This is a genomic window from Mesorhizobium sp. L103C105A0 (assembly GCF_000502215.1).
GTDB lineage: Bacteria > Pseudomonadota > Alphaproteobacteria > Rhizobiales > Rhizobiaceae > Mesorhizobium.
On record NZ_AYXF01000001.1, the window covers coordinates 402469 to 425261 of the forward strand.

Annotated in this window: 29 protein-coding genes; 20 read left to right on the forward strand and 9 right to left on the reverse strand. The window is 62.6% G+C overall.

Features of this window, described 5'->3' with window-relative positions:
• Positions 1-127: 127 nt before the first annotated feature.
• A complete protein-coding gene (locus tag X727_RS162545; RefSeq protein WP_023805992.1) occupies positions 128-310 on the reverse strand; it encodes a hypothetical protein in 183 nt (60 codons plus the stop codon).
• 322 nt (positions 311-632) lie between these two features.
• Between X727_RS162545 and X727_RS162540 the strand changes: the two genes are divergently transcribed.
• Genes X727_RS162540 through X727_RS1000000168415 form a run of 3 tightly spaced genes read left to right on the forward strand, consistent with a single transcriptional unit; the run spans position 633 to position 1340 of the window.
• Positions 633-902, forward strand: coding sequence for a hypothetical protein (locus X727_RS162540; protein WP_023672014.1), 270 nt, complete (start codon positions 633-635; stop codon positions 900-902).
• Complete coding sequence (locus tag X727_RS162535; RefSeq protein WP_023683726.1) at positions 899-1165, forward strand: hypothetical protein; 267 nt, start codon at positions 899-901, stop codon at positions 1163-1165. Before X727_RS162540 ends, X727_RS162535 begins: the two co-directional genes overlap by 4 nt.
• A 37-nt stretch (positions 1166-1202) precedes the next feature.
• Entirely contained in the window at positions 1203-1340 is a 138-nt protein-coding gene (locus tag X727_RS1000000168415; RefSeq protein WP_023683725.1) for a hypothetical protein, read from the forward strand.
• A gap of 555 nt (positions 1341-1895) precedes the next feature.
• Here the strand turns inward: X727_RS1000000168415 and X727_RS162530 are convergent.
• Positions 1896-2312 carry a Kazal-type serine protease inhibitor domain-containing protein gene (locus X727_RS162530; RefSeq protein ID WP_023833512.1) on the reverse strand — a complete coding sequence of 139 codons (417 nt, stop codon included), beginning with the start codon at positions 2310-2312 and terminating at the stop codon, positions 1896-1898.
• A gap of 484 nt (positions 2313-2796) precedes the next feature.
• On the opposite strand from X727_RS162530, the gene X727_RS162525 reads away from it, so the two are divergent.
• The 3 genes from X727_RS162525 (at position 2797) to X727_RS162515 (ending at position 4192) form a co-directional block, all read left to right on the forward strand.
• The gene (locus X727_RS162525) at positions 2797-3009 is read left to right on the forward strand and encodes a cold-shock protein (protein ID WP_006202520.1); all 213 of its coding nucleotides are present in this window, start codon (positions 2797-2799) and stop codon (positions 3007-3009) included.
• Positions 3010-3361: 352 nt separating this feature from the next.
• A complete protein-coding gene (locus tag X727_RS162520; RefSeq protein ID WP_023672019.1) occupies positions 3362-3574 on the forward strand; it encodes a cold-shock protein in 213 nt (70 codons plus the stop codon).
• Between the two features lie 192 nt (positions 3575-3766).
• Positions 3767-4192 carry a BA14K family protein gene (locus X727_RS162515; RefSeq protein WP_023672020.1) on the forward strand — a complete coding sequence of 142 codons (426 nt, stop codon included), beginning with the start codon at positions 3767-3769 and terminating at the stop codon, positions 4190-4192.
• Between the two features lie 65 nt (positions 4193-4257).
• Here X727_RS162515 and X727_RS162510 read toward each other — a convergent pair whose 3' ends face one another.
• The 3 genes from X727_RS162510 to X727_RS162500 all read right to left on the reverse strand — a co-directional run bounded on the left by X727_RS162510 (position 4258) and on the right by X727_RS162500 (position 6480).
• Positions 4258-4896: an MBL fold metallo-hydrolase gene (locus X727_RS162510; protein ID WP_023711154.1), complete on the reverse strand. Its 639-nt coding sequence runs from the start codon at positions 4894-4896 to the stop codon at positions 4258-4260.
• A gap of 230 nt (positions 4897-5126) precedes the next feature.
• Positions 5127-5441 carry a hypothetical protein gene (locus X727_RS162505; RefSeq protein ID WP_023672022.1) on the reverse strand — a complete coding sequence of 105 codons (315 nt, stop codon included), beginning with the start codon at positions 5439-5441 and terminating at the stop codon, positions 5127-5129.
• A gap of 145 nt (positions 5442-5586) precedes the next feature.
• On the reverse strand, positions 5587-6480 hold the full coding sequence (locus X727_RS162500; RefSeq protein ID WP_023672023.1) for a branched-chain amino acid aminotransferase: 894 nt from the start codon (positions 6478-6480) through the stop codon (positions 5587-5589).
• Between the two features lie 245 nt (positions 6481-6725).
• Here X727_RS162500 and X727_RS162495 point away from each other — a divergent pair, with 245 nt between their 5' ends.
• The 4 genes from X727_RS162495 to X727_RS162480 all read left to right on the forward strand — a co-directional run bounded on the left by X727_RS162495 (position 6726) and on the right by X727_RS162480 (position 10701).
• A complete protein-coding gene (locus X727_RS162495) occupies positions 6726-7259 on the forward strand; it encodes a MarR family transcriptional regulator (protein WP_023734975.1) in 534 nt (177 codons plus the stop codon).
• Positions 7246-7965, forward strand: a complete 720-nt coding sequence (locus tag X727_RS162490; protein ID WP_023672025.1) for a response regulator transcription factor — start codon at positions 7246-7248, stop codon at positions 7963-7965. The genes X727_RS162495 and X727_RS162490 overlap by 14 nt, the downstream gene beginning before the upstream one ends.
• A gap of 75 nt (positions 7966-8040) precedes the next feature.
• Positions 8041-9456, forward strand: a complete 1416-nt coding sequence (locus X727_RS162485; protein WP_023817463.1) for an ATP-binding protein — start codon at positions 8041-8043, stop codon at positions 9454-9456.
• A 222-nt stretch (positions 9457-9678) separates the two neighbouring features.
• On the forward strand, positions 9679-10701 hold the full coding sequence (locus tag X727_RS162480; RefSeq protein ID WP_023833513.1) for a glycosyltransferase family 1 protein: 1023 nt from the start codon (positions 9679-9681) through the stop codon (positions 10699-10701).
• A 10-nt stretch (positions 10702-10711) separates the two neighbouring features.
• On the opposite strand, the gene X727_RS162475 is transcribed toward X727_RS162480, so the two are convergent.
• The 3 genes from X727_RS162475 to X727_RS162465 all read right to left on the reverse strand — a co-directional run bounded on the left by X727_RS162475 (position 10712) and on the right by X727_RS162465 (position 12198).
• On the reverse strand, positions 10712-11071 hold the full coding sequence (locus tag X727_RS162475) for a tRNA-binding protein (RefSeq protein ID WP_023672028.1): 360 nt from the start codon (positions 11069-11071) through the stop codon (positions 10712-10714).
• 6 nt (positions 11072-11077) lie between these two features.
• Positions 11078-11578, reverse strand: coding sequence for a YbjN domain-containing protein (locus tag X727_RS162470; protein ID WP_006202532.1), 501 nt, complete (start codon positions 11576-11578; stop codon positions 11078-11080).
• A 317-nt stretch (positions 11579-11895) separates the two neighbouring features.
• Complete coding sequence (locus tag X727_RS162465) at positions 11896-12198, reverse strand: accessory factor UbiK family protein (protein ID WP_023711152.1); 303 nt, start codon at positions 12196-12198, stop codon at positions 11896-11898.
• 397 nt (positions 12199-12595) lie between these two features.
• Here X727_RS162465 and X727_RS162460 point away from each other — a divergent pair, with 397 nt between their 5' ends.
• The 9 genes from X727_RS162460 to X727_RS162420 all read left to right on the forward strand — a co-directional run bounded on the left by X727_RS162460 (position 12596) and on the right by X727_RS162420 (position 20427).
• On the forward strand, positions 12596-12835 hold the full coding sequence (locus tag X727_RS162460) for a BrnA antitoxin family protein (protein ID WP_023683720.1): 240 nt from the start codon (positions 12596-12598) through the stop codon (positions 12833-12835).
• Between the two features lie 103 nt (positions 12836-12938).
• Positions 12939-13823, forward strand: coding sequence for a prolipoprotein diacylglyceryl transferase (gene lgt, locus X727_RS162455; RefSeq protein ID WP_023672032.1), 885 nt, complete (start codon positions 12939-12941; stop codon positions 13821-13823).
• A complete protein-coding gene (locus tag X727_RS162450; protein ID WP_023683719.1) occupies positions 13820-14884 on the forward strand; it encodes a class I SAM-dependent methyltransferase in 1065 nt (354 codons plus the stop codon). The genes lgt and X727_RS162450 overlap by 4 nt, the downstream gene beginning before the upstream one ends.
• Before the next feature lie 151 nt (positions 14885-15035).
• Complete coding sequence (gene pgeF / locus X727_RS162445; RefSeq protein WP_023705898.1) at positions 15036-15830, forward strand: peptidoglycan editing factor PgeF; 795 nt, start codon at positions 15036-15038, stop codon at positions 15828-15830.
• Complete coding sequence (locus X727_RS162440) at positions 15830-16981, forward strand: Xaa-Pro peptidase family protein (protein ID WP_023833514.1); 1152 nt, start codon at positions 15830-15832, stop codon at positions 16979-16981. Before pgeF ends, X727_RS162440 begins: the two co-directional genes overlap by 1 nt.
• A 55-nt stretch (positions 16982-17036) precedes the next feature.
• A complete protein-coding gene (locus X727_RS162435; RefSeq protein WP_023737819.1) occupies positions 17037-17624 on the forward strand; it encodes a hypothetical protein in 588 nt (195 codons plus the stop codon).
• Positions 17625-17765: 141 nt separating this feature from the next.
• Complete coding sequence (locus X727_RS162430) at positions 17766-18701, forward strand: ribose-phosphate pyrophosphokinase (protein WP_023686119.1); 936 nt, start codon at positions 17766-17768, stop codon at positions 18699-18701.
• Between the two features lie 92 nt (positions 18702-18793).
• On the forward strand, positions 18794-19309 hold the full coding sequence (locus X727_RS162425) for a hypothetical protein (protein WP_023833515.1): 516 nt from the start codon (positions 18794-18796) through the stop codon (positions 19307-19309).
• 146 nt (positions 19310-19455) lie between these two features.
• Complete coding sequence (locus tag X727_RS162420) at positions 19456-20427, forward strand: tripartite tricarboxylate transporter substrate binding protein (protein WP_023833516.1); 972 nt, start codon at positions 19456-19458, stop codon at positions 20425-20427.
• Positions 20428-20462: 35 nt separating this feature from the next.
• Here X727_RS162420 and X727_RS162415 read toward each other — a convergent pair whose 3' ends face one another.
• Positions 20463-21335 (reverse strand): helix-turn-helix transcriptional regulator, encoded by an 873-nt coding sequence (locus tag X727_RS162415; protein WP_023686122.1) that lies wholly within the window; start codon positions 21333-21335, stop codon positions 20463-20465.
• Positions 21336-21538: 203 nt separating this feature from the next.
• Here X727_RS162415 and X727_RS162410 point away from each other — a divergent pair, with 203 nt between their 5' ends.
• The gene (locus tag X727_RS162410; RefSeq protein WP_023833517.1) at positions 21539-22783 is read left to right on the forward strand and encodes an MFS transporter; all 1245 of its coding nucleotides are present in this window, start codon (positions 21539-21541) and stop codon (positions 22781-22783) included.
• The last annotated feature ends 10 nt before the right edge of the window (positions 22784-22793 follow it).

Consider the following 22793-nt stretch of genomic DNA (forward strand, 5'->3'; position numbering starts at 1 on the left):
AACCTGCCGTGTTTTGTCCGCTTGCCGCGATCTAGGCCATCGGCGCTGCAGGTTCAAGGGAAGAGTGGGCTCGCCAAGGGCGCGGACCTCTTCGAAACTCTAGAGGAATTACAGCAAAATGTAGCGTTCAAATCAGCCGGTGGCTCTCGGCGAGCCGGCGCTCCCGCCGTTGCGTGCCGTCGGTGTCGGCAATCTTGCGCCGTGCCGCTTCGTCGCTTCTTATCGTCAGGCGCACTGATATTGCCTTGGGGAAGAGGACGATTGGCTCGATTGTTGCGGTCGGACGATCCGGCGTTTTCATGAATCTCATATATTTTTGCCTTTCGTAAAAAATAATCTTAGGGGCACCGGAATAATTATTCCGATGCTCTCTAAATAAGAAATTGGCTGATATTGTTCCACGATAGCAGATTTATTAGGGTTTATACGAGAAATTTTTTATACCGGTCGAGCCGTGGCGGAAATCAGCTTGAATAACCAACAATTTCGGATTATTGATCTGAGATCGTTTTTTGGGCCAAGCTTGGCATATAGCGGCGTCGGAGATACTCGACCCGCCAAACTCATTCCAATCGCCGATGGTTGAGTTCCCTGTTGATGCCGGAAAGCATCGACGAACCAGAGCCAAGCCAATGCCGGATCGCACCACCCGTTCCATCGCCCATTTCGCGGCACCCTTCGTGCTTGGCGGGCTGGAAGGGCAACTGCCGGCCGGCGACTATGACATCGATCACGACGAAGAGCTGATCGAGGGCATGTCGCGGCTTGCCTGGCGTCGCGTCGCCACCTTCATCCATTTGCCGGCAAGGGCGGTGAAGAACCCGGCCACCAGCCAGCTTGTCGCCATCGACTACCTCGAACTCGAAACAGCGCTGAGGCGCGACCAGGAGAACGCAGCATGATCCGCTTCCAGCAGAATGCGCGTCCGCGCACCGACACGCCCTCGCACCTCTTCGCCGTCGGCCAGACCGTGCGCATGAAGAGCCGCAGCGGGCTCGCCCAGAAGACCGCCGAGCTGTTTCAGATCAAGAGCAGATTGCCGGTCAAGGATGGCTCGCCGCAATATCGCATCCGCAGCGAGCAGGAGACCTATGAGCGGGTCACCACGGAAGACAACCTCGAAGTGGCGGACGCCCCGGCTGTCCCCGACAGCCCGGCCGTCTGACACCGCACCCACCCAGCACGTACGAAGGAGCAGACGGATGGCCAAGGGTCAGCAGCGCAGCAATCGCGAAACTCGCAAGCCCAAGAAAGACAAGGTGGTGGCCAAGGCCGCCTCCCCGTTCGGTTCCTCGGTCAAGCAGGCAGAGAGCAGCCTGAAGCCGAAGTCGAAGGGCTGACCAGGCAGGGCGCGCCTGGCGCACCTGCCGGCAATGGACTGACGATCTCGGACTGACGATCTCGCGCAAAACTCTGCAACGGAGGCTTGCTTGACGTTCTTCGTCGAGCCGCTCGCGCGACGTCGACGAAGCCACGCTCGACAAGGTATCGCTGGACGCGCCGAACCTGCGCGCCGCCCTGCAGGGCGCCACCGCGCTGTTCCACAGCCTCGCCATGCCGCAGATCCCCGACCGTCTGCGCATTTGCGACGAGGACGGCGCAGAGCTTTATGCCGGCCCGGCCGACGGGGCGTATTCGGCGTAGGCAACCACTCCGATCCGCGACCTTGCCTTCTCCCTTGGGGGTGAGAAGCGGTCCGCGCAGCAGACGAAAAGCCAATTGTTGGCTTTTCGAGTTTCGAACGCCCTGAGCCTGCGAAGGACCAAGGGTGGTCCGGTCCACCCGCCCGGTCCCCGCTGCTTCGCAGGGTCCCGGCATTCGCCGCCTTTTTTATCGTGCCAGTGGGACGGTGAATTCGCCTCCGGCGGACTCACCCGACAGGGGAGAAGGAAAAATCAGCAGGGGCCGTCCTCGACGACGCGGTAGTCGGCGGCACGGGCCTCGCAGGCGTTGGGAAAGGTGCGCAGCTCGCCATGGCGGCGGGCGCAGACCGGGGCGTATTCGCGCGTGCAGAATGTCGGCTCTTCGCCGCCACCACCGCCACCACCGCCGCCGTCGCGGCAAGGGCCGTCGCGAACGATGCGGTAGCCTTCCCGTTCGGCAAGGCAGGCATTGGCGAAGGTCTGGCGGTCACCGCCGCGCCGCGCGCAGACCGGCTCGTATTGCCTGGTGCAGAATTCCGGTTCCGGCCGTGGCGGGCGCGGACGTGGTCCCGGCCCGTCATCGACGACGACGGTGCAGGCCGCAAGAAGACCCGACAGGAAGAGAATAGTAAAACCCTGGCGCGAGAAGGTCGTCGCAAGAAATCTCATGAATATGCCTCCCTCGAGACCCCCGTCCCCGGCGCAAAACGCGCCTGTCGATCCTCGCCATTCCCTTGCCAAATGCAACCCCCGTTTGCGGCGCGGGAGCCATGCGATGCCCGGCCCGCGCATTGGTTTGGCCCTGGACCAGACCGCTGGACCATGCGTGGCCGGGCTCTGGCTGATGAACTCTTAAGAACCCAGGTTTATCGAAGCGCCTTCGTTGGGATGCGTCGATGGACGCGGCCCGCGGCGCTATCTTGCAACGATCACGTTTCCGTGCGATAAATTTTGTGTTCGGGCATTTGCGACCCGGAGAGCGGAACGTTTTGGACGACCTTTCCCCGATACTGTGAATCTCTGACGGCCCCATTTTCGGCGGGGGGTTTTACCATGCGCAAATGCAGGACTGCCGAAGCAACCACCGGGACTTGCCCACGATGCCAGGCGGCGGGCAAACCATAAGACTGACACGGGTGAAGGAGTTTCCCCAATGGCCCAGACCGGCACCGTTAAATTCTTCAACGCGACCAAAGGCTTCGGCTTCATCACGCCCGACGGCGGCGCCAAGGATGTGTTCGTCCACATTTCCGCGATCGAGGCCTCGGGCCTGCGTACCCTCGTCGACGGCCAGAAGGTCACCTTCGACGTTGAACCCGACCGCATGGGCAAGGGTCCGAAGGCGGTCAACCTCCGCGCGGCCTGAACCGGCGGTGCCCGCGCGCCCGTCAGGGCGCTCGAAAAAGCACCTCAAGCGTGTTTGAACCGGCTTTGTCAGCCGTCCAGAGTTTCGAAGGCGCGACGTTTCTGGTCGCGCCTTTTTCATGTCCGCCGTCGCCGCAGGCAAAGGACGCTCTACCGGTCCATGGCGTGGCTGATCGCCGGAGCAATCGTCTGGCGCGAATTGCCTTCCGTGCCACAATCTATTTGACCAGCCTTCAGCGTTGCCGCCCTGGCCAAAACTTTCTCTTGCCGATAGCGCTAAAATAAAGGACAAATTTCCCTTCGGGCATTTGCCGGCCCGAAACTGGACTTTATGGGATCAAAGGGAGCTTCCCATGCCGCAGACCGGCACTGTCAAATTCTTCAATCATGCCAAAGGCTTCGGCTTCATTACGCCCGACGACGGGCAGAAGGATGTCTTCGTTCATATTTCGGCCGTGCAGGCTTCGGGTCTTTCCGGTCTTGAGGATGGACAGAAAGTGACATTCGACACCGAGCCGGACAAGCGCGGCAAGGGTCCGAAGGCCGTCAACCTGTCGGTCGGCTAAGCCGGCTCAAGACAGTCCGGACGGAGATTGACGAGGCGGAGCGCCTTGCGTACGCGCTTGGTTTTGCCGCAAGAACTGGATCGTATCAGCCAATTCCGTTCAGCCCCCGTTCAGCCACGGTCTTCTATTAATCGTCCCCTAGGCTGGACCGCATCCCCGAAAACTATCCGGGCCGGCACGAAGGAGACCAAAATGAATCGCATTTTCAAGACCGCCATCCTGGGCGCCGCTCTCGCCGCGACCACCCTCGCCACCTTGCCTGCCGCCAATGCCAAGGACTGGAACCGCTGGCATCATGGCCATGGTCGTCATCATAATGGCGACGCGCTTGCGGCCGGTGTCGTCGGCCTTGCGGCCGGCGCTCTGATCGCCGGTGCGCTGAGCAACCCGCAGCCGCGCTACAGCAGCTATGACGACGATTACGACTACCGCGAAGTGCGGCCGGCGCCGGTGCGCCGTTACTATGCCGAACCGCGGGTCGTCTATGCCGACCGCTATGCCGAGCCGTGGACCCGCGACTGGTACGAATACTGCTCGGACCGCTACCGGAGCTTCAATGCCCGCAGCGGCACGTTCACCGGCAATGACGGTGAGCAGCATTTCTGCGTCGCGAATTGAGCTTCCCTGTCCCACAAAAAGCGCTGACCGCAAGGCCAGCGCTTTTTTTTGGCAGAAAGACATCGCTAAGTCAGGAAGGGATTGGTCCGCCTCTCCTCGCCAAAGCGGCCACCCGGGCCGTGGCCGCAGATGAAGCCGATCTCGTCACCGAGCGGCAAAAGCTTGTTCTTAATCGAGGCGATCAGCGCCGCATGGTCGCCGCCCGGCAGGTCGGTGCGCCCGACCGAGCCGCGAAACAGCACGTCGCCGACATGAGCGAACTTCGCCGCGCGATTGTAGTATACGACATGGCCGGGCGCATGGCCGGGGCAGTGCAGCACCTCGAACATATGTGAGCCGAACGAAACCGTCTCGCCCTCTGCGAGAAACCGGTCGGGGACGCAGTTGCGCACCCCGGTAATGCCGTAGCGCTGGCCCTGGTTCTCGAGATTGTCGAGCAATAGCTTGTCGGCTTCGTGCGGGCCGACGATCTCGATGCCGAGTGCTTCCTTCAGCTCCATGGCGCCACCGGCGTGATCGATGTGGCCATGGGTGATCCAGATCGCAGCGGCGGTGATCGCATTGTCCTTCAGCACCGCCAGCACCTTGTCGATGTCGCCGCCCGGATCGACGACGACGCCATGCTTGTCATCCATGTCGAACAGGATGGTGCAGTTCTGCTGGAAAGGCGTGACCGGCACGATGCCGGCATTGAGCTGACCCATGATTGTCCTTTCGCTGTTCCAGCGTGATGTAGAGGCGTGGGCGAAGGCCGTCCACTGCTGAAAGGCAAACAGTCCGTCCCAAAACAGAAATGGGCGGCCCAACGGCCGCCCATTTGACGAAGCCTGAGTCTCGGGCAATTCCAGGAAAAGTGTAAAGCGGTCTTCCGTCCGGAATTGCGTGAAACAACAAACTAGATCATTCGCCGTGAAACGGCGAATGATCTAGAGGCTTACTTCTTCATCGCGCCCATGACCGCACCGATGATGCCGGTCAGGATGGCGCCGCCGCCGGCGCCGCCGAGCAGGTTTTTGAGGTTCAGCGTATCGCCCAATCCGCCCGCTGCCGTTGCAGCCGCTGCCGGGTCGGCCGTGCCGCCGAGCAGGCTGCCGAGGATCGCCGCCCCGCCAACGCCGCCAACCGCGCCGCCGAGGATTTTGGTCAACTGGCCCATCGCCGCATTCTTCAGCGCAACGCCGACCGCCTGACCACCGACAACACCTGCAATTACCTGTACAACGAGCGCAATGAGCGTATTCGTATCCATGTACCTAGTCCCTCCATAGCTGCCAGCCTCCCGGGCCGACACCATCATGAGACGCTGAATTGTACGAAAGTCAAATGCACAGATGCTGAAATAAAGGGGCCGGCCTCAAAACCGCCCCTGCTTGCGAAAAAAGCTGTGACTTTCGTTATTCTGCGGCTATCGCATGCTTAGGTTGCACCGCAGCAGAATAGTCGTTCATCAAAGTCTTGGCGATCTCGCCGACCTCGAATCGGTACGGACCGATCTCGGAGACCGGCGTCACTTCCGCTGCCGTTCCGGTGAGGAAGCACTGTTCGAAGCCTTCGAGTTCCTCAGGCATGATGGCGCGCTCGACGACTTCAAGGCCGCGGTCCTTGGCGAGGCCGATGACGGTGCGGCGGGTGATGCCGTCGAGGAAGCAATCGGGCTTCGGCGTGTGGATCTTGCCATCCTTGACGAAGAAGATGTTGGCGCCCGTTGCTTCGGCGACCTGGCCGCGCCAGTCGAGCATCATGGCATCGGCATAGCCCTTGGCCTCGGCGGCATGCTTGGACATGGTGCAGATCATGTAGAGGCCGGCGGCCTTCGACTTCGACGGCGCGGTGCGCGGATCGGGCCGGCGCCATTCCGCCAGATCGAGACGGATGCCCTTGAGCTTCTGCGCCGGGTCGAAATAGCTCGGCCATTGCCAGATGGCGATGGCGCAGTTGATGCGGCTGTTCTGCGCCGACACCCCCATCTGTTCGCTGCCGCGCCAGGCGATCGGCCTGACATAGGCGTCCTGGAAACCCTGCTTCTTCAGAAGCGTGGTCGAGGCGTCATTGAGCTCGGCCACGGAATAGGGAATATTGAAGCCGAGCAGGCGCGCCGATTCATGCAGACGCTCGGTGTGCTCATTGAGCTTGAAGATGGCGCCGCCATAGGCGCGCTCGCCCTCGAAGACGGCGCTGGCATAGTGCAGGCCGTGGGTCAGCACGTGGATCTTGGCGTCGGCCCATTTGACGAACTCGCCGTTGATCCAGATGAAGCCGTCCAGTTGGTCGAAGGGAACGGATGCCATGGAAACCTCCCGCGGGCGGCGACCCGCACATCATTAGTGTTGTTTTTTGTTGCGCGACAGCCGCGTCGGGCGGCCCTTGAAGCGTAAGCGGAGAATCGAACTCTGGCAAACTCAGGAAGTTCCGGAAAAACCGCACTCCCTTGCCTTTTCGTTCGCATTCACCCGAAAAGCTTGTCAAAAATTACCATTGCGGGGAAATTACGTCAATAGTACTGACATAATTTCCCTCTATGGACGGAGAAATGATGACGGATCGAAGCCCAGCTGCCGGAAAACCGATCAAGACGCCGATCACCGACGAGGACGGCATCGACTTCGCCATCATCGAACTGTTCTTCTTTGCGTATCGCGATTTCACTTCCGATCCGGACCAAATCCTGGCCGATTACGGCTTTGGCCGCGCCCATCACCGTGTGCTGCATTTCGTCAACCGCCGGCCGGGACTGACGGTCGCCGAACTGCTCGACGTGCTCAAGATCACCAAGCAGAGCCTGGCGCGGGTGCTCAAGCAGCTGATCGACACCGACCATGTCGTCCAATTGCAGGGTCCGCGCGACCGCCGCCAGCGGGAGCTCTATCCGACAGCCAAGGGCCGCGCCCTGGCGCTGGCCCTGGCGCGGCCACAGTCACGCCGCATCCGTGCTGCATTGGAAGATTCCGGAGCCAGCGAGCGTCCCTTGATCGAACGATTCCTGGAAGCCATGGTCAATCCGGAACTAAGGGCGCAGATCGACATTGTGCCTGCAAACATGTCAGGGAAAAGCCATGGAGACCATTGAGAGGGTGGACCAGCCGACGGCGCCGGACGATGACGCGCCGCATCTGCTTGTGGTCGACGACGACACCCGCATTCGCAATTTGCTCAAGCAGTATCTGACCGAAAACGGTTTTCGCGTCACAGTCGCCGGAAATGCCGGCGAGGCCAGGCGAAAGCTCGCCGGGCTCGACTTCGACCTCCTTGTCCTCGACGTCATGATGCCCGGAGAGACCGGCGTCGACCTCACCAAGGCGCTGCGGGCGGAGAAGAACGTGCCGATCCTGATGCTCACCGCGCTATCGGAAACCGACAGCCGCATCACCGGGCTCGAGGCCGGCGCCGACGACTATCTGCCCAAGCCCTTCGACCCGCGCGAGCTGATCCTGCGCATAAACAACATCCTGCGCCGTGGCGGCCCCGCGACGACGCCCAAGGTCGAGCAGCTGGTCTTCGGCCCTTATACTTTCCAGATCGCCAGGCGCGAGCTGAAGCGGGGCGGCGAGGCGCTGAAGCTGACCGACCGCGAGCAGGAGATCCTGGCGATCTTTGCCGCGCGGGCCGGCGAAACGATCCCGCGCCATGAACTTGTCGGCGACGATTCGGAAGTCGGCGAGCGCACCATCGACGTTCAGATCAACCGGCTGCGCCGCAAGATCGAGCGCGATCCGTCCAATCCGGTCTGGCTGCAGACGGTGCGCGGTATTGGGTATCGGCTCAGCGTGGAATAGAATGCCGCTGACGGCCGCCCTTGGCCATAGATGTGCGGCCATCGACCAGCGGCGATTGGCCCAGCGGAAGGACAAATGGCGACCACGCAACTGGAACGGCCGGAACAGGGCGGCTTTGGCGCGCGCGTATCACGGGCGCTGAAAGCAATGCCGCGTGCCTGGAAGCGGTTCTGGCGGCTGGTTGCGTTCTATATGCCCAAGCGGCTTTATGCCCGCTCGCTGATCATCGTCATCGCGCCGATGATCCTTCTGCAGTCGGTCGTCGCCTTCGACTTCATGGAACGCCACTGGGCAACCGTGACGCAGCGCCTGTCGCAGGCCACCGTGCGCGACATCGCCGCGATCATCGACATGATCGAGACCTATCCGCACGATGGCGACTACGCGAACATCATCCGCATCGCCCAGGACCGCATGCAGTTGAAGGTCGACCTCTTGCCGCCCGACCCGTTGCCGGCGCCTGGACCCAAGCCCTTCTTCTCGATCCTTGACGACGTCCTTTCCACCGAGATCACCCGCCAGATCAACCGCCCGTTCTGGATCGACACGGTCGGCAATTCCAACATCGTCGAGGTTCGCATCCAGCTCGAGGGCAAGGTGCTGCGCGTCTTCGTGCGCCGCAGCCAGGCCTATGCCTCCAACACCCACATCTTCCTGATCTGGATGGTCGGGACGTCGCTGGTGCTGCTGACGATCGCCATCCCCTTCCTTCGCAACCAGATCCGGCCGATCCTGTCTCTGGCCGAGGCCGCCGAAAGCTTCGGCAAGGGCCGGCCGATGCCGCGCGATTTCCGCCCACGCGGCGCCGAGGAGGTTCGCCGGGCCGGCTTTGCCTTCATCCAGATGCGCGAGCGCATCGAACGCCAGCTGGAACAGCGCACCGCCATGCTGACCGGCGTCAGCCACGATCTCAGAACCATCCTCACCCGCTTCAAGCTGCAGCTGGCGCTGGCCGGCGGCAAGCCCGAGACCAAGGCCGCGCTCAACCAGGACATCGACGACATGCAGTCGATGCTGGAAGGCTATATCGCCTTTGCCCGCGGCGAAGCGTCGGAAGATGCCGGCCATTTCGATCTCGAGGCCTATTTCCAAAAGCTCGGCGACGAGGCGTCGCTGCACAAGCGCAAGCTATCGACCGTGCTTGCCGGTGATCCGGACGTGCATGTGCGCCCGCACGCTTTCGCCCGGCTGTTGTCCAATGTCGCCGGCAATGCCTTGCGCTATGCCAAGACGGTGGAGATCAGCGCCGATCACGGCCGCGGCTCACTCGTCGTCACCATCGACGATGACGGTCCGGGCATCCCGCCGGAAAAGCGCGAGGACGTGTTCAAACCATTCGTGCGGCTCGACGAGGCGCGCAACCTCGACGCCAGCGGCACCGGCCTTGGTCTCTCTATCGCCCGCGATATTGCCCGCAGCCATGGCGGCGACATCATGCTGGAAGACAGCCCGCTCGGCGGCCTGCGGGCGGTGATCAAGGTGCCCGCCTGACCAAAGCATGATCTGGAAGGCGGGCTCGGCCAAAAACCACCTTCATCCGCCCGTCATGAAACCATGGTCAAGAGCGCGCATGAAGCGCGCGACATCAGTTGATTCGGCTCAGCCGCCTTACTTCGACCTCGTGCCTGCCCGGGTGCGGTGGAGCGAAGCGAGGGCAGCCGGGCCGTACCGCTATCGCATCAAGGCAACCGTCGACCCGAGCAAAGGACCGCCATGCGCATCCTGATGGTCACCGACGCCTGGCGGCCGCAAGTCAACGGCGTCGTCCACACGCTGGAGCGGCTCACCGAAACGCTGAAAACCTTCGACGTTGCGGTCGACTTCCTGACCCCGAACATCTTTCGCACCTTGCCGTTGCCGACCTACCCCGACATCAGGCTGGCGCTGACCACGCCCGGTCATGTCGCGCGGCTGATCGAGGCTCGCAAGGCGGACCATATCCATATCGTCACCGAAGGCCCGCTCGGCATCATGGCGCGGCGCTATTGCCGCAATGCTGGCCGTCCCTTTACCACCAGCTATCACACCCGCTTTCCCGAATATCTCAGCGCCCGCCTGCCGGTGCCGGAGAGCTGGGCCTATCGCTGGCTGCGTGATTTCCACAATTCCGGACAAGGCACGCTGGTCGCCACCCAGTCGCTGGCGGAGGACCTTGCGTCGCGAGGCTTCACCAAGCTCAGGCCGTGGACGCGGGGCGTCGACACCGATCACTTCCGCCCGGACAAGAAGAAGGACCTCGGCTTTCCCGGCCCGGTATTCCTGTGCGTCGGCCGCGTCGCCATCGAGAAGAACCTGAGCGCCTTCCTCGATCTCGGCCTGCCCGGCAGCAAGGTGATCGTCGGCGAAGGACCGGAACTGGCCAGGCTCAGGGCGAAGTACCCGCAGGCGCATTTCCTCGGCCATCGCCCGAACGATGAGCTGGCCGAGATCTACGCCTCGGCTGATGTTTTCGTTTTCCCCAGCCGCACCGACACGTTCGGCAACGTCATCATCGAGGCGCTGGCCAGCGGCACGCCGGTGGCCGCCTATCCGGTCACCGGACCGATCGACATTGTCGGCGACGGCATCGGCGGCGCGGTGTCGACCGATCTGCGCGAGGCCTCGCTCGCCGCGCTCAATGTCGACCGCGCCGAGGCGCGCGAACGCGCCATGCGCTACAGCTGGAAAGCCTGCGCCGAAATGTTCATGGACACGGTCGAAGAGGCGCTGAGCACAAGGCGCAAGCTGGCCGCCTGACGCAATCTTCCTAAAACAACCTGCCGCCGTCCGGCACCTTGCGCTCGATGGCGCCAAGGACCACGGCGCCTTCCTCATCAGGGAAGCCGAGCGTGAGCACTTCCGACATGAACGGACCGATCTGGCGCGGCGGGAAATTCACCACCGCAAACACCTGCCGTCCCACCAGCGTTTCCGGCGCATAGTATTTCGTGATCTGTGCCGAGGATTTCTTCACGCCGATCTCAGGGCCGAAATCGATCTTCAGCTTGAAGGCGGGTTTGCGCGCCTCGGGGAAAGGCTCGGCCTCGACGATCGTGCCGGCACGGATGTCGACACGATCAAAATCGGCAAAGCTGATCTCGGGCTTGCGCGCGCTGCTCGAACTCATGGAAGCTCAAGCGTTGCCATAGGTCTCGAACAGGACGCCGGCCAGCGCATCCTTGGCCGAGGTTCCCGACCAGACAACGAACTGGAAGGCCTGGAAATAGCACTCGCAGGCTTCAAGCGCCGACGACAAAAGCACCTCGACCTGCTGGCTCGACGGTTCGACCCCGCCGGCAAGCAGCAGCGACTGGCGAAACATGATCGCGCCCTCCTGCTCCCAGAGATCGAAATGGCCAAACAGCATCTGCTCGTTGATCAGCGACAAAAGCCGCATCACTTCCAGCGCGCGGGCTTCCGGCACCTTGATGTCGAAAGCACAGGCCAGATGCAGCGCCTCGAAGTCCTCCATCCACGAGAAGGAGACGTGATAATCGGTCCAGCTGCCGGCAACCGAGATCGAGATTTCGTCATCGCCGGCCCGTTCGAAGGACCAGTCATTGTTATGGGCGACCTGCTCGATGACATCCACCGGATGGATTTCGCGGGAGAATTCGAGTTCGAGAAGTTCCATGGAATGCTTCCTGTGTTCAGGGGGAGCGCCACACGCTCCGCGGGGCACACACGACGAACAATCTTGTCTTGAACTCGGACGGCCAGGACTTCACGACACAAAGACCCCGGACCGGACCCCACCGCCCGGCCGCATGACCCTGCTCCGAATCATGCAACAAATTCAGTCTATTGATCGGGAGTCGCGTGAACAGCCTAATTTTTCGCACTGCGTCATCAGCATGTGGAAAGGCGCTGTCACAAAGATTCATGCATTGCCGGTAAACGATTCACGGCAAAGCATTTTTTCGGATTGTGCTTTGTGGAAAAGTTCAAATTTTATTTTTTTGCTTTGGGCTTTGCCGCAGCCGCAGGTGCGGCCTGTCCGGTCAATTCGGCAAGCCTGGCCTCGAGCGCGTCGATGCGGGCGGCCAGCCTGGTGTTTTCTTCGCGGGCCTTGGCAGCCATGTCGCGGGCAGCCTCGAACTCCTCGCGCTGCACCACATCCATGGTGTTGAGGATGCGCTCGGCCTGCCCCTTGAAGGCAGTCTCCACCTCGCGGCGCACGCCTTGTGCGGCACCCGCGGCATCGGTCATCAGCTTGGCGAATTCATCGAGAATGCGGTTCGGTCCGGTCGACATGGCAAATCCTCGCTTGCTGGAATTGACGTAGTGGCACTGCCTGCGGAATGCAAGAACGTTGAAGCTGGTGCGGCTTCATGTCGGACGCGATTTGGCTCACGGTCCGGCCGACAGATTGCTATTATCGCAAATGGATTCTTGGAACGACGGTTGCCGTGACGGACAGTGCGGACTTGGAGAAGCGCTTTGCAGCACTCGATGCAGCACTCGCAAAGGGCATTTCGGATGCCAGTGCGGGCCGGGTCTAGCCTAGCGACGAGGTGCTGGACAGGCTTGAAGCCAAATACAGGGCAATGGCAGAGAGAACCAAGTGAAGTTACTGGTCTTCACAGACCAGCGGCCTAGTTTTCCTCACGACTTGCTCCAGGCAAGAGTCACTCTCATTCAGGATCAACCAATGGCAACGCCCCCGCGCCGACCGACCAATCCGATGGAAGCCGCTGAAGCGGCCTTCAAGCCGGTCAAGAAACCCGCGCCTCCCATTCGCGAACCCTCCGCCGCACCAAACGTTCGCGAGCTTGTCTCGATCAGGATCGATCGCGCCGTGCTCGACCATTTCCAGGAAGATGGCCCCGGCTGGCAAGACAGGATCAACGATGCGCTCAGGCAATTGGTCGCCGGCAAGCCGCAGGGTTGAGCCCATTATCTCTGACGATCAGGCTGTCGTCACCTTGCCTTGACCCCGCCAAAACCCTGCCGCATGGTCCGCGCCCTAACGCGAGCCCTCCCAGGAGATCCTGTTGAACGACTATTTCCCGCTGCCGATGGCGTCGCTGTCCTTCCCCAACATCGACCCGATCCTGGTTCAGATCGGCCCGCTGGCTGTGCACTGGTACGGCATCGGCTATATCGTCGGCATCCTGTTCGCCTGGTGGTACGCCAAGCGGCTCGTCACCAACACAAGGCTGTGGCCTGATGGCGTCTTGCCGATGAAGCCGATCGACCTCGACGATTTCATCGTCTGGGCCGCCGTCGGCGTCGTGCTCGGCGGACGCACCGGCTATGTGCTTTTCTACGATTTAAAGCGCTATATCGACCACCCGCTCGACATCTTCGCCGTCTGGCAGGGCGGCATGTCGTTCCATGGCGGCCTGCTTGGCGTCATCCTCGCCATGACGCTGTTTTCCCTCAAGCGCGGCATCCGCACCTGGACGCTGTTCGACGTGGTGGCAGCCGGCGTGCCGGTCGGGCTCGGCCTCGTCCGCATCGCGAACTTCGTCAATGCCGAACTCTGGGGTCGCGTGACCGACGTGTCGTGGGGCGTCGTCTTCTGCAACGAGCGTCTCCAGCAGACCGTGGCGGGTTGTGTCGCGGGCCTGGAGCCTCGCCATCCGAGCCAGCTCTACGAAGCGCTGCTCGAGGGCGCGGTGCTGTTCCTGGTCCTGCGCTTCCTCACCCATTCGCGGCTGAAGCTGAAGACGCCGCGCTTTGTCGGCGGCGCCTTCATTTGCGGCTACGGCCTGTCACGCATCTTCGTCGAGTTCTTCCGCGAGCCCGACCAGCAGCTCGGCTACCTCCTCGGCGGCTGGCTCACCATGGGCATGGTGCTGTCGCTGCCGATGGTGCTGGCCGGCATCTGGGCGATGGCCACAGCCAAACCGGCGCCGCAACCACAGCCGGCATGACACGGCTGAAGACCCGCATCGTCGACCTGATCGGCGCGCTCGGCCCCCTCCCCGTCAACGAGTACATGGCGCTCTGCCTGTTCGATCCCAGCGACGGCTACTACACCACGCGCGAGCCGTTCGGCGCCGCCGGCGACTTCGTCACCGCACCCGAGATCAGCCAGATGTTCGGCGAACTCGTCGCCGTCTGGCTCTATCAGGCCTGGCTGGCGATCGGCCGACCCCTGCCGGTCACCATCGCGGAGATCGGGCCTGGCCGCGGCACGCTGATGAAGGACATGCTTCGCACCCTGACGCGGCTCGATCCGGCTATCGCCGCCGGAGCATCCTTCGCTCTGGTCGAGACCAGTCCGCGGCTGACTGAAATCCAGAAGCAGACGCTTGCCGAAACTTCGGTTGAGCTCGGCTGGCACGAAACCATCGCCACACTACCGCAGGCGCCGTTGCTGATTGTCGGCAACGAATTGTTCGACGCTGTGCCGATCCGCCAGTTCATCCGCGCCGGCGCCGGCTGGCGCGAACGGGTGATCGGCCTCGATGTCTCAGACGAGTTGAGCTTCTTCGCCGGCGCCGGCTCGGTCGAGGCGACGCTGCTGCCGGAAGACGCCGCCGAGGCGCCACAAGGCTCTATTTTCGAAATAGCACCGGCCCGCGCGGCACTGATGGCGACCATTGCCGAACGCATAGCCGACCACGGCGGCGCCGGGCTGTTCCCCGATTACGGCCATCTCCAGCCCGGTTTCGGCGACACATTGCAGGCCGTGCGCAGGCACGCCCCCGAAGATGTGCTGGCCAATCCCGGCGAAGCCGATCTCACCGCCCATGTCGACTTCGCTGCACTGGCCGCCGTCGTGCGGGCGCATGGCCTCGATGTGGAATTGGCGACGCAGGGCGACTTTCTGCTTGGCACGGGATTGCTTGAGCGAGCTGGCCAGTTGGGCAGCCAGGCAAGCCAAGAGGCACGACAAACCATTGCCGATGCCGTCGAGCGCCTGGCCGGCCCCGACGGCATGGGCACGCTGTTCAAAATCCTGAAAATCCTGCCGCATCAGCCAGTCTGACCCTCAGAGATCGTTACAAGCCGTCTCGCCATGTCGCTTGTGGTCGCATGCCTGCTTTTGGCCAATGCAAAGTCGACGCGGCAGCACTGTCGCAATCACTCGGCCGAACTTCGCCTTGACGAAAACGCCGGCGCGGACAACAAACCCATCCATGCTGAATCAGACCAAACCGGATCCTGTTCGCTCGCCGCTGCTGGAAGCGGCCAAGCCGCGAGGTATCCGCCATGGCTATTTCACCCGTATCGGCGGCGTCTCCGGCGGCATCTATCAGGGACTTAACATCGGCACCGGCTCGGATGACGATCAGATGCTGGTCGCCGAGAACCGCCGCCGCGTCGCCGCCTGGATGGGTGTGCCGGCCAGCCATCTCCTGACCGCGCATCAGGTCCACTCGCCCGATGTCGTTATTGCCAGGGAACCCTTTCCCGGCCCGCGGCCCAAGGCCGACGCCATCGTCACCGACCGGCCGGGCATCGCCATCGGCGCCTCGACGGCCGATTGCGGCCCGGTGCTGTTCGCCGATGCGCAAGCGCGCATCATTGGCGCTGCACACGCCGGCTGGAAGGGTGCTTTCACCGGTGTGCTTGAAAACACCATTGCCGCGATGGAAAGCCTCGGCGCCCGCCGTGAGCGCATCATTGCGGTTCTCGGTCCTTCGATCGGCCCCGACAATTACGAGGTCGGGCCGGAATTCGTCGCCCGTTTCGTCGAAGCCGATGCCGAAAACATCGGCTATTTCGCGCCTTCGGCCAATCCGGCGCATGCAATGTTCGATCTCAACCTCTATACGGTCGACCGGCTGAAGAAAGCTGGCGTGACCGCCGAGGGGCTTGGCCGCTGCACCTATGCCGAGGAGGATCTCTTCTTTTCCTACCGGCGCGCGACGCATCGCAAGGAACCGGACTACGGTCGGCAGGTTTCGGCAATTGTTTTGGAGAACGGATAATGGCGCTGCATTTCGAACGGTCGGAATTTGACGCCCGGCGTGACCGGTTGATGATCGAGATGACGGAAAAGAAGCTCGATGCTGTACTGCTTTTCGCCCAGGAGAGCATGTACTGGCTAACCGGCTACGACACGTTCGGCTTCTGTTTCTTCCAGTGCCTGGTTGTGAAGGCTGACGGCTCGATGGTGCTGCTCACCCGCTCGGCCGATTTGCGCCAGGCGCGCCACACCTCGATCATCGGCAACATCGTGCTGTGGACCGACCGCGACGGCGCCAACCCGGCGATCGACCTGCGCAACCTGCTCAACGACCTCAATCTCCTCGGCGCCCGCATCGGCGTCGAATACGACACCCATGGCCTGACCGCCTTCAACGGCCGCCGCGTCGACGAGCAGCTGCAGACCTTCGGCCAGATCGCCGACGCCTCCGGTATTGTCGGCCGTCTGCGCCTGTTCAAGAGCCCGGCTGAAATCGCCAAGGCCGAAAAGGCCGCCAACCTTTCCGACGACGCGCTCGACGCGGCCCTGCCGCTGATCAAGCAGGGCGGCGACGAAGCGCTGATCCTTGCCGCCATGCAGGGCGCGGTGTTTGCCGGCGGCGGCGACTATCCGGCCAATGAATTCATCATCGGCTCGGGCATCGACGCGCTGCTCTGCCGCTACAAGGCCGGGCGCCGCAAGCTGACCAAGAACGATCAGCTGACGCTCGAATGGGCCGGCGTGTTCCATCACTATCACGCGCCGATGATGCGCACCGTGCTGACCGGCAAGGCGTCGAAGCGCCATCAGGAGCTGTTCGACGCCGCCCGCGCGGCTCTTCTGGCGGTCGAGAAGGCGATGACGCCCGGCAACACCTTCGGCGACGTCTTCGACGCGCATGCCCGCACGCTGGAGGCGCACAGCCTGACCAAGCATCGGTTGAACGCCTGCGGCTATTCCGTCGGCGCCCGCTTCACCCCGTCCTGGATGGATATGCCGATGTTCTACCAGGGCAATCCCGAGCCGATCGCGCCCAACATGACATTGTTCGCGCACATGATCATCATGGACTCCGAAACCGAGACGGCGATGACGCTTGGCCGCACCTACCTGACCACCGAATCCCAGCCGAAGCCGCTTTCACGCCATGATCTCGACTTGATCGTACAGTGAATCCATAATGGTTGGTCCACGCGGGGGCGTTCGCGACTAAGGAGTTTTCGGGCAGATGAGACGATCGCATGTGACGACCGTGTCATTGCTCGCAGCGCTTGTGCTGGCCGCTTGCACCAACGCCAAGGACGTCCTTGAGCCGTCCGCCATCACGCCGCCGGCAGCCTCGGCTCAGCCCTTGGCTGCCCCGGGCATTGCGCCCGCCGCCACACCAGCGCCGGCCGTCGGCGCCACGACACCCGCCAACCCCGCGCAGAGCGCCGCCGCTTTGTCGAAGACCCGGCTGCAGATCGCGCCGATCGTCGGCGCCTCGGTGGAAGCGGCAACGCCGCTGACGGCCGAACTGCAGACACGCGCCAAGCAGCGCGGCATCACCCTTGCCGGCAGCGCCGACCAAGCCGCCACCCATGTGCTGAAGGGCTACTTCTCGACGATGACGGAAGGCAAGGACACCACCGTTATCTATGTCTGGGACGTCTATGACCCCGCCGGCAACCGGCTACACCGCATCAATGGCCAGCAGAAGGCGCCCTCGGTCAATGCCGCCGAAGGCTGGCCCGCGGTTGCACCCGCTACCATGCAGGCGATCGCCGACCAGACGATCGACCAGTTCGCGGCCTGGCTCGGCGGCAGCGCCGGCTGATCCGCCTGTTACCGGCTTCCGTTCACTGTTGACGTTTTTGAGATTAGCCGGCGGATTCCCGTCAACGAGGCTTGCAATACCGGCACGGCTCGCTACAAGCCCGATTAAGAGGACCTCCCCATCCTTCGCCAGGAACGGTGCATGAAGCTTTTCGCGGGCAATTCCAACCGGGTGCTGGCCGAAGCGGTCGCCCGCTATCTCAATGTCCCGCTGGGCAAGGCCAGCGTCAGACGCTTCGCCGATCAGGAAATCTTCGTCGAAATCCAGGAAAACGTGCGCGGCGAGGATGTCTTCATCCTGCAGTCGACCTCGTTCCCGACCAACGATCATCTGATGGAACTGCTCATCATGATCGATGCCTTCATGCGCTCCTCGGCCAAGCGCATCACCGCGGTCATCCCCTATTTCGGTTACGCCAGGCAGGATCGCCGGGCCTCGGGCCGCACACCGATCTCGGCCAAGCTGGTCGCCAACATGATCACCCGCGCTGGCGTCGACCGCGTTTTGACGCTCGACCTCCATGCCGGCCAGATCCAGGGTTTTTTCGACATTCCGACCGACAATCTGTTCTCGGTGCCGGTGATGGCCCGCGACGTGAAGGCAAAATACAAACAGCTTGCCAATGTCGTCGTCGTCTCGCCCGATATTGGCGGCGTGGTGCGCGCCCGCGCGCTCGCCAAACGCTTCGACGCACAACTGGCCATCGTCGACAAGCGCCGCGAACGTCCCGGTGAATCCGAAGTGATGAACATCATCGGCGCGGTCGCCGGCAAGGATTGCCTGCTGATCGACGACATCGTCGATTCCGGCGGCACGCTGTGCAACGCCGCCGATGCGCTGCTCGCCAACGGCGCTACCAGCGTCACCGCCTATATCACCCACGGCGTGCTGTCGGGCGGTGCGGTCGCCCGGATCAGCGGCTCGAAGCTGCAGGAACTGGTGATCACCGATTCCATCCAGCCGACGCAAGGCGTGCTCGACGCCCCGAATATCCGCGTCATCTCCATCGCCGACCTGATGGGCGAGGCGATTTCGCGCACAGCGACCGAAGAGTCCGTGTCGAGCCTGTTCGATTAATCCATGTTGCCCAAAAGCGTGCCCACGGGCCTGGCTCGGGGGTAATCTCGTTTTTGGAATCTGCCCCAAACCGTCGTGAAAGGAGCCAGCTGATGCGCAATCAAATCAAGGCTGCAGGCATCGCAGGAATGCTTCTCGCAATCGGCATCGCCAGCGCGGCCTATGCGCCGACAATCGCTCCGGTTTCGACCGCGCAGGCGCAAACGGAATATCTTCCCACCGAAAAGGATTTCATCGGCAAATGGAGCATCGCAGGGTCCGCAATCCGGCCACCGCGTGATCTGAAAGAGCCGGCGAAGCCCGACCAGGAAGCGGCTGCGACCGAATTTCAGCAGACTGTGACCGCCTTTTATGGCGCCTTCGACTATCTGGAGATCACGGCGGACGGCCGCTACAATTTTCACCAACCGGGTGACCCGGCATCGGGGCCTTGCGTCTGGTGCGGGACATGGTCGTTCAAGAACGATTCCCTGTGGCTCGAACTGGACACGGCGCCCAGGCTCGACATCTACGCCGAGGGCGGCGACATGCAGATGACCTACACGGCCGAGCCTGAAGAGACGTCACGATACAAATGGCTTGTTTTCAGCTGGACCAAGGCTGATTGAACTGAGGGGTGAGGCGTTCTCGCGCACGCCAACCGAAGCATCGGTGTCAAGCCCGATCTCCTGAGGCGGGCAGTCAGTCCATGGTTGCATTGTGCGAGGAGTTCACCATGGCCATACTGCCCCTCCAATCAACGGAGGAGTAGCAGATGCGGCGTAGGACTTTGCTCGGGCTCGCGGTTTCCATCGCAGCCACCCTTTCAGCACCGGCGGCCTGGGCCGCCGATTTTCCGGACCGGACCATCACCATGGTTGTCCCCTTTTCTGCCGGTGGCTCGACGGATCTGGTCGCGCGCCTGGTCGCCAACAAGATGTCCGAAAAGCTGGGCCAGCAGATTGTCGTCGAAAATGTCGGCGGCGCCGGGGGCAGCATCGGCGCTGCCCAGGTCGCCCGAGCCGAACCGGACGGCTACACGATCCTGATGGGCACGGTCGCAACCCACGCGCTCAACCCGCTGATCCTGAAGACAAAGCCCTACGATGCGGAGAAGGATTTTGCGCCGATATCGTTGCTCGTGCTGGTGCCAAACGTCCTGGTTGTGAACCCTGAATTCCCTGCCAAGAACGTCAAGGAACTGATCGAGATGCTGAAGAAGGATCCGGACAAATATGCCTACGCCTCATCAGGCAATGGCACCCCGCTGCATCTCTCCGGCGAGCTTTTCAAGACGATGGCCGGCGTCAGTATGCAGCACATTCCCTACAAGGGCGCCGGACCGGCCTTGAACGACGTTATCGGCAATCAGGTGCCGATGATGTTCGACAACCTCCCCTCTTCATCGGGCCATATCAAGAGCGGGACGCTGAGAGCGCTTGGCGTCACCACCAAGGAGCGCGTTCCCTCCTTCCCCGACATACCGGCCATTGCCGAAACCATTCCCCGCTATGAAACCTACAGCTGGAACGCTCTGTTCGCGCCCGCAGGCACGCCGCCGGAGGTCGTCGCCGTTCTTGAGAAGGCGGCAGTTGAAGCCCTGAAAGACCCTGATGTGATCGCCCGCATGGCCCAGTTCAGCGCCTCGATCGTGGCCTCCACCCCGGAAGAGCTTGGAGCGCATGTGAAGGCCGAACTCGCCAAATGGGAACCGATCGTCAAGGCCAGCGGCGTTCAGCTGGACTAGGGCCTACGACAAAGTGCTGCGGGCTTTTCCTGGCGCTACGGCGCCGGGGCCTCAAGTCGAGGCTGAGCCCGCCGCATGCCTTCGTCGCGGGCGCCGCGCATATAGCCGCGCGGCGAGGCCCCGAGCATGCGCTTGAACATGGTTATGAATGCCGGCACGCTGTCATAACCGAGGTCGAGCGCCACCCTGGTGATCGGCTCGCCATCGGCGAGCCTGGGAAGTGCCGCAAACAGGCAGGCCTGCTGGCGCCAAGTCGACAAGGACAATCCGGTCTGGCGCTGGAAGGCGCGGGTGAACGAACGGCGGCTCATGCCTGCGGCATCCGCCCACTCGTCGATCGTGGCGTGCGGCGAAGGTGCCGCGACAAAGCGTCGGCAGAGCGCCGCCAGCTTCGGGTCGGACGGGAACGGCAGCCCGAGCGGCCGTTCCGGCAAGGTCGGGATCTCGTGCAGCAACAGGTTCATGATCAGCCCGCCGCGGCCTTCCAGTTCGCCGCCTTGCGGCAGCTTTTCCGATTCTACGATCAGGCTGTGCATCAGCTCGGTGACGCCGACGACACGCAAGCCTTCCGGCAGGCCGGGGATAGCGCCCGGCATGACATAGACCGAGCGCATCGAGACGTCGCCCAGCATTTCGACAGAATGCTCGGTGCCGGCCGGTATCCACATTGCGTGGTCGGGCGGCACCATCCAGCGCCCGTACCTGGTCGTCACCAGCACGACACCGACCAGCGCATGCAGCAGCTGGCTGCGGCTGTGGCGGTGTTGCGGCACGAGGTAACCGTCCGGATATTCGGTCGGCAAAGCCACCGCTGGCCCGGAAACCTCCTCCAGCCACTGCCAGCGGCTTTCGTGCAATCGGCCGAGATCGGCATTGCCGGCGCGGAAGATGTCCCTGCCATGTGGCATCGGCTATGGCCCACTTGCGAAACTATTGGACCAAACCACGAAAGAAGTCGCCTCGCAAGCGGCTTATAAGGCAGCCATCCCCAAGGCGCTCCGCAGGGGCGTCGCCCAAGCGCTTCAGACGAGCGTCCTTAAGGCGGTCCGCGGGAGCGGCCGCCAAGCCTGCCCGCGGGCAAACACCCGCCAAAAAGACCTCGGAGCCTGCCTTGACCGATACGACAGCCACCAGCATTGCACCGCAGCCAAGCGCCAGCCTCCCTTCAGCCCAGGCGACCGCCTTCACCGTCATTCTGGCGGTGAGCTTTTGCCACGGCATCAACGACATCATGCAATCGCTGCTGCCGGCGATCTATCCGCTGCTGAAAGAGAATTACGGTCTCGATTTCTGGCAGATCGGTCTTTTGACCTTCACCTTCCAGGTCACGGCGTCGCTGCTGCAGCCGGTCATCGGCATGATCACCGACAAGCGGCCAATGCCCTATTCACTGCCCTACGGCATGGCGTCCTCGCTGCTTGGCCTGATCGTTCTGGCCTATGCCGGCCACTATGCGCTGCTTCTGGTCGGCGCCTCGCTGATCGGCATCGGCTCGGCGATCTTCCATCCGGAATCCTCGCGCATTGCCCGCTTTGCCTCCGGCGGCCGCTTTGGCCTGGCGCAATCTTTGTTCCAGGTCGGCGGCAATTTCGGCCAGTCGATGGGGCCGCTGCTCGCTGCCTTCATCGTTGTGCCCTTCGGCCAGACCAGCATTTCATGGTTCGCCGTCGGGTCTCTGATCGGCATCATCGTTTTGTCGCGGGTCGGCGGCTGGTACAGCCGGATGCGCGCCGCGCAGGGCAATCGCAAGGCGGCAAGCTTCGTCTCCCCCTTCCCGCGCAAGAAGGTGATGGGAGCGCTGGCGGTGCTGACGCTGCTGGTGCTGACCAAGAACGCCTACATCGCCTCTCTCTCCAGCTACTACACCTTTTATTCCATCCATAAGTTCGGCGTGTCGGTGCAGATGAGCCAGGTCATGCTGTTCCTGTTCCTCGGCGCCTCGGCGCTGGGCATCCTGCTCGGCGGACCGTTCGGCGACCGCTACGGCCAGAAGGCGATGATCTGGTTCTCGATCGTCGGCGTGCTGCCGTTCACGCTGGCGCTGCCCTACGCCAATTTCGAATGGACGATGGTGCTGACGGTGCTGATCGGCCTGATCCTGTCCTCGGCCTTCTCCAACATCGTCGTGTTTGCGCAGGAGTTGGTGCCGGGACGTGTCGGCACCATCGCCGGGATCTTCTTCGGCTTCGCCTTCGGCATGGGCGGCATTGCAGCCGCCGTGCTCGGCGTCGTCGCCGACATGAAGGGCATCGATTTCGTCTTCCAGATCTGCTCGTATCTGCCGCTGCTCGGCCTGCTGACGGTGTTCCTGCCCAACATGAAGGAAGCCAGGAAGGCGCAAGCGGCGGCCAGATAAAACCGGTCGA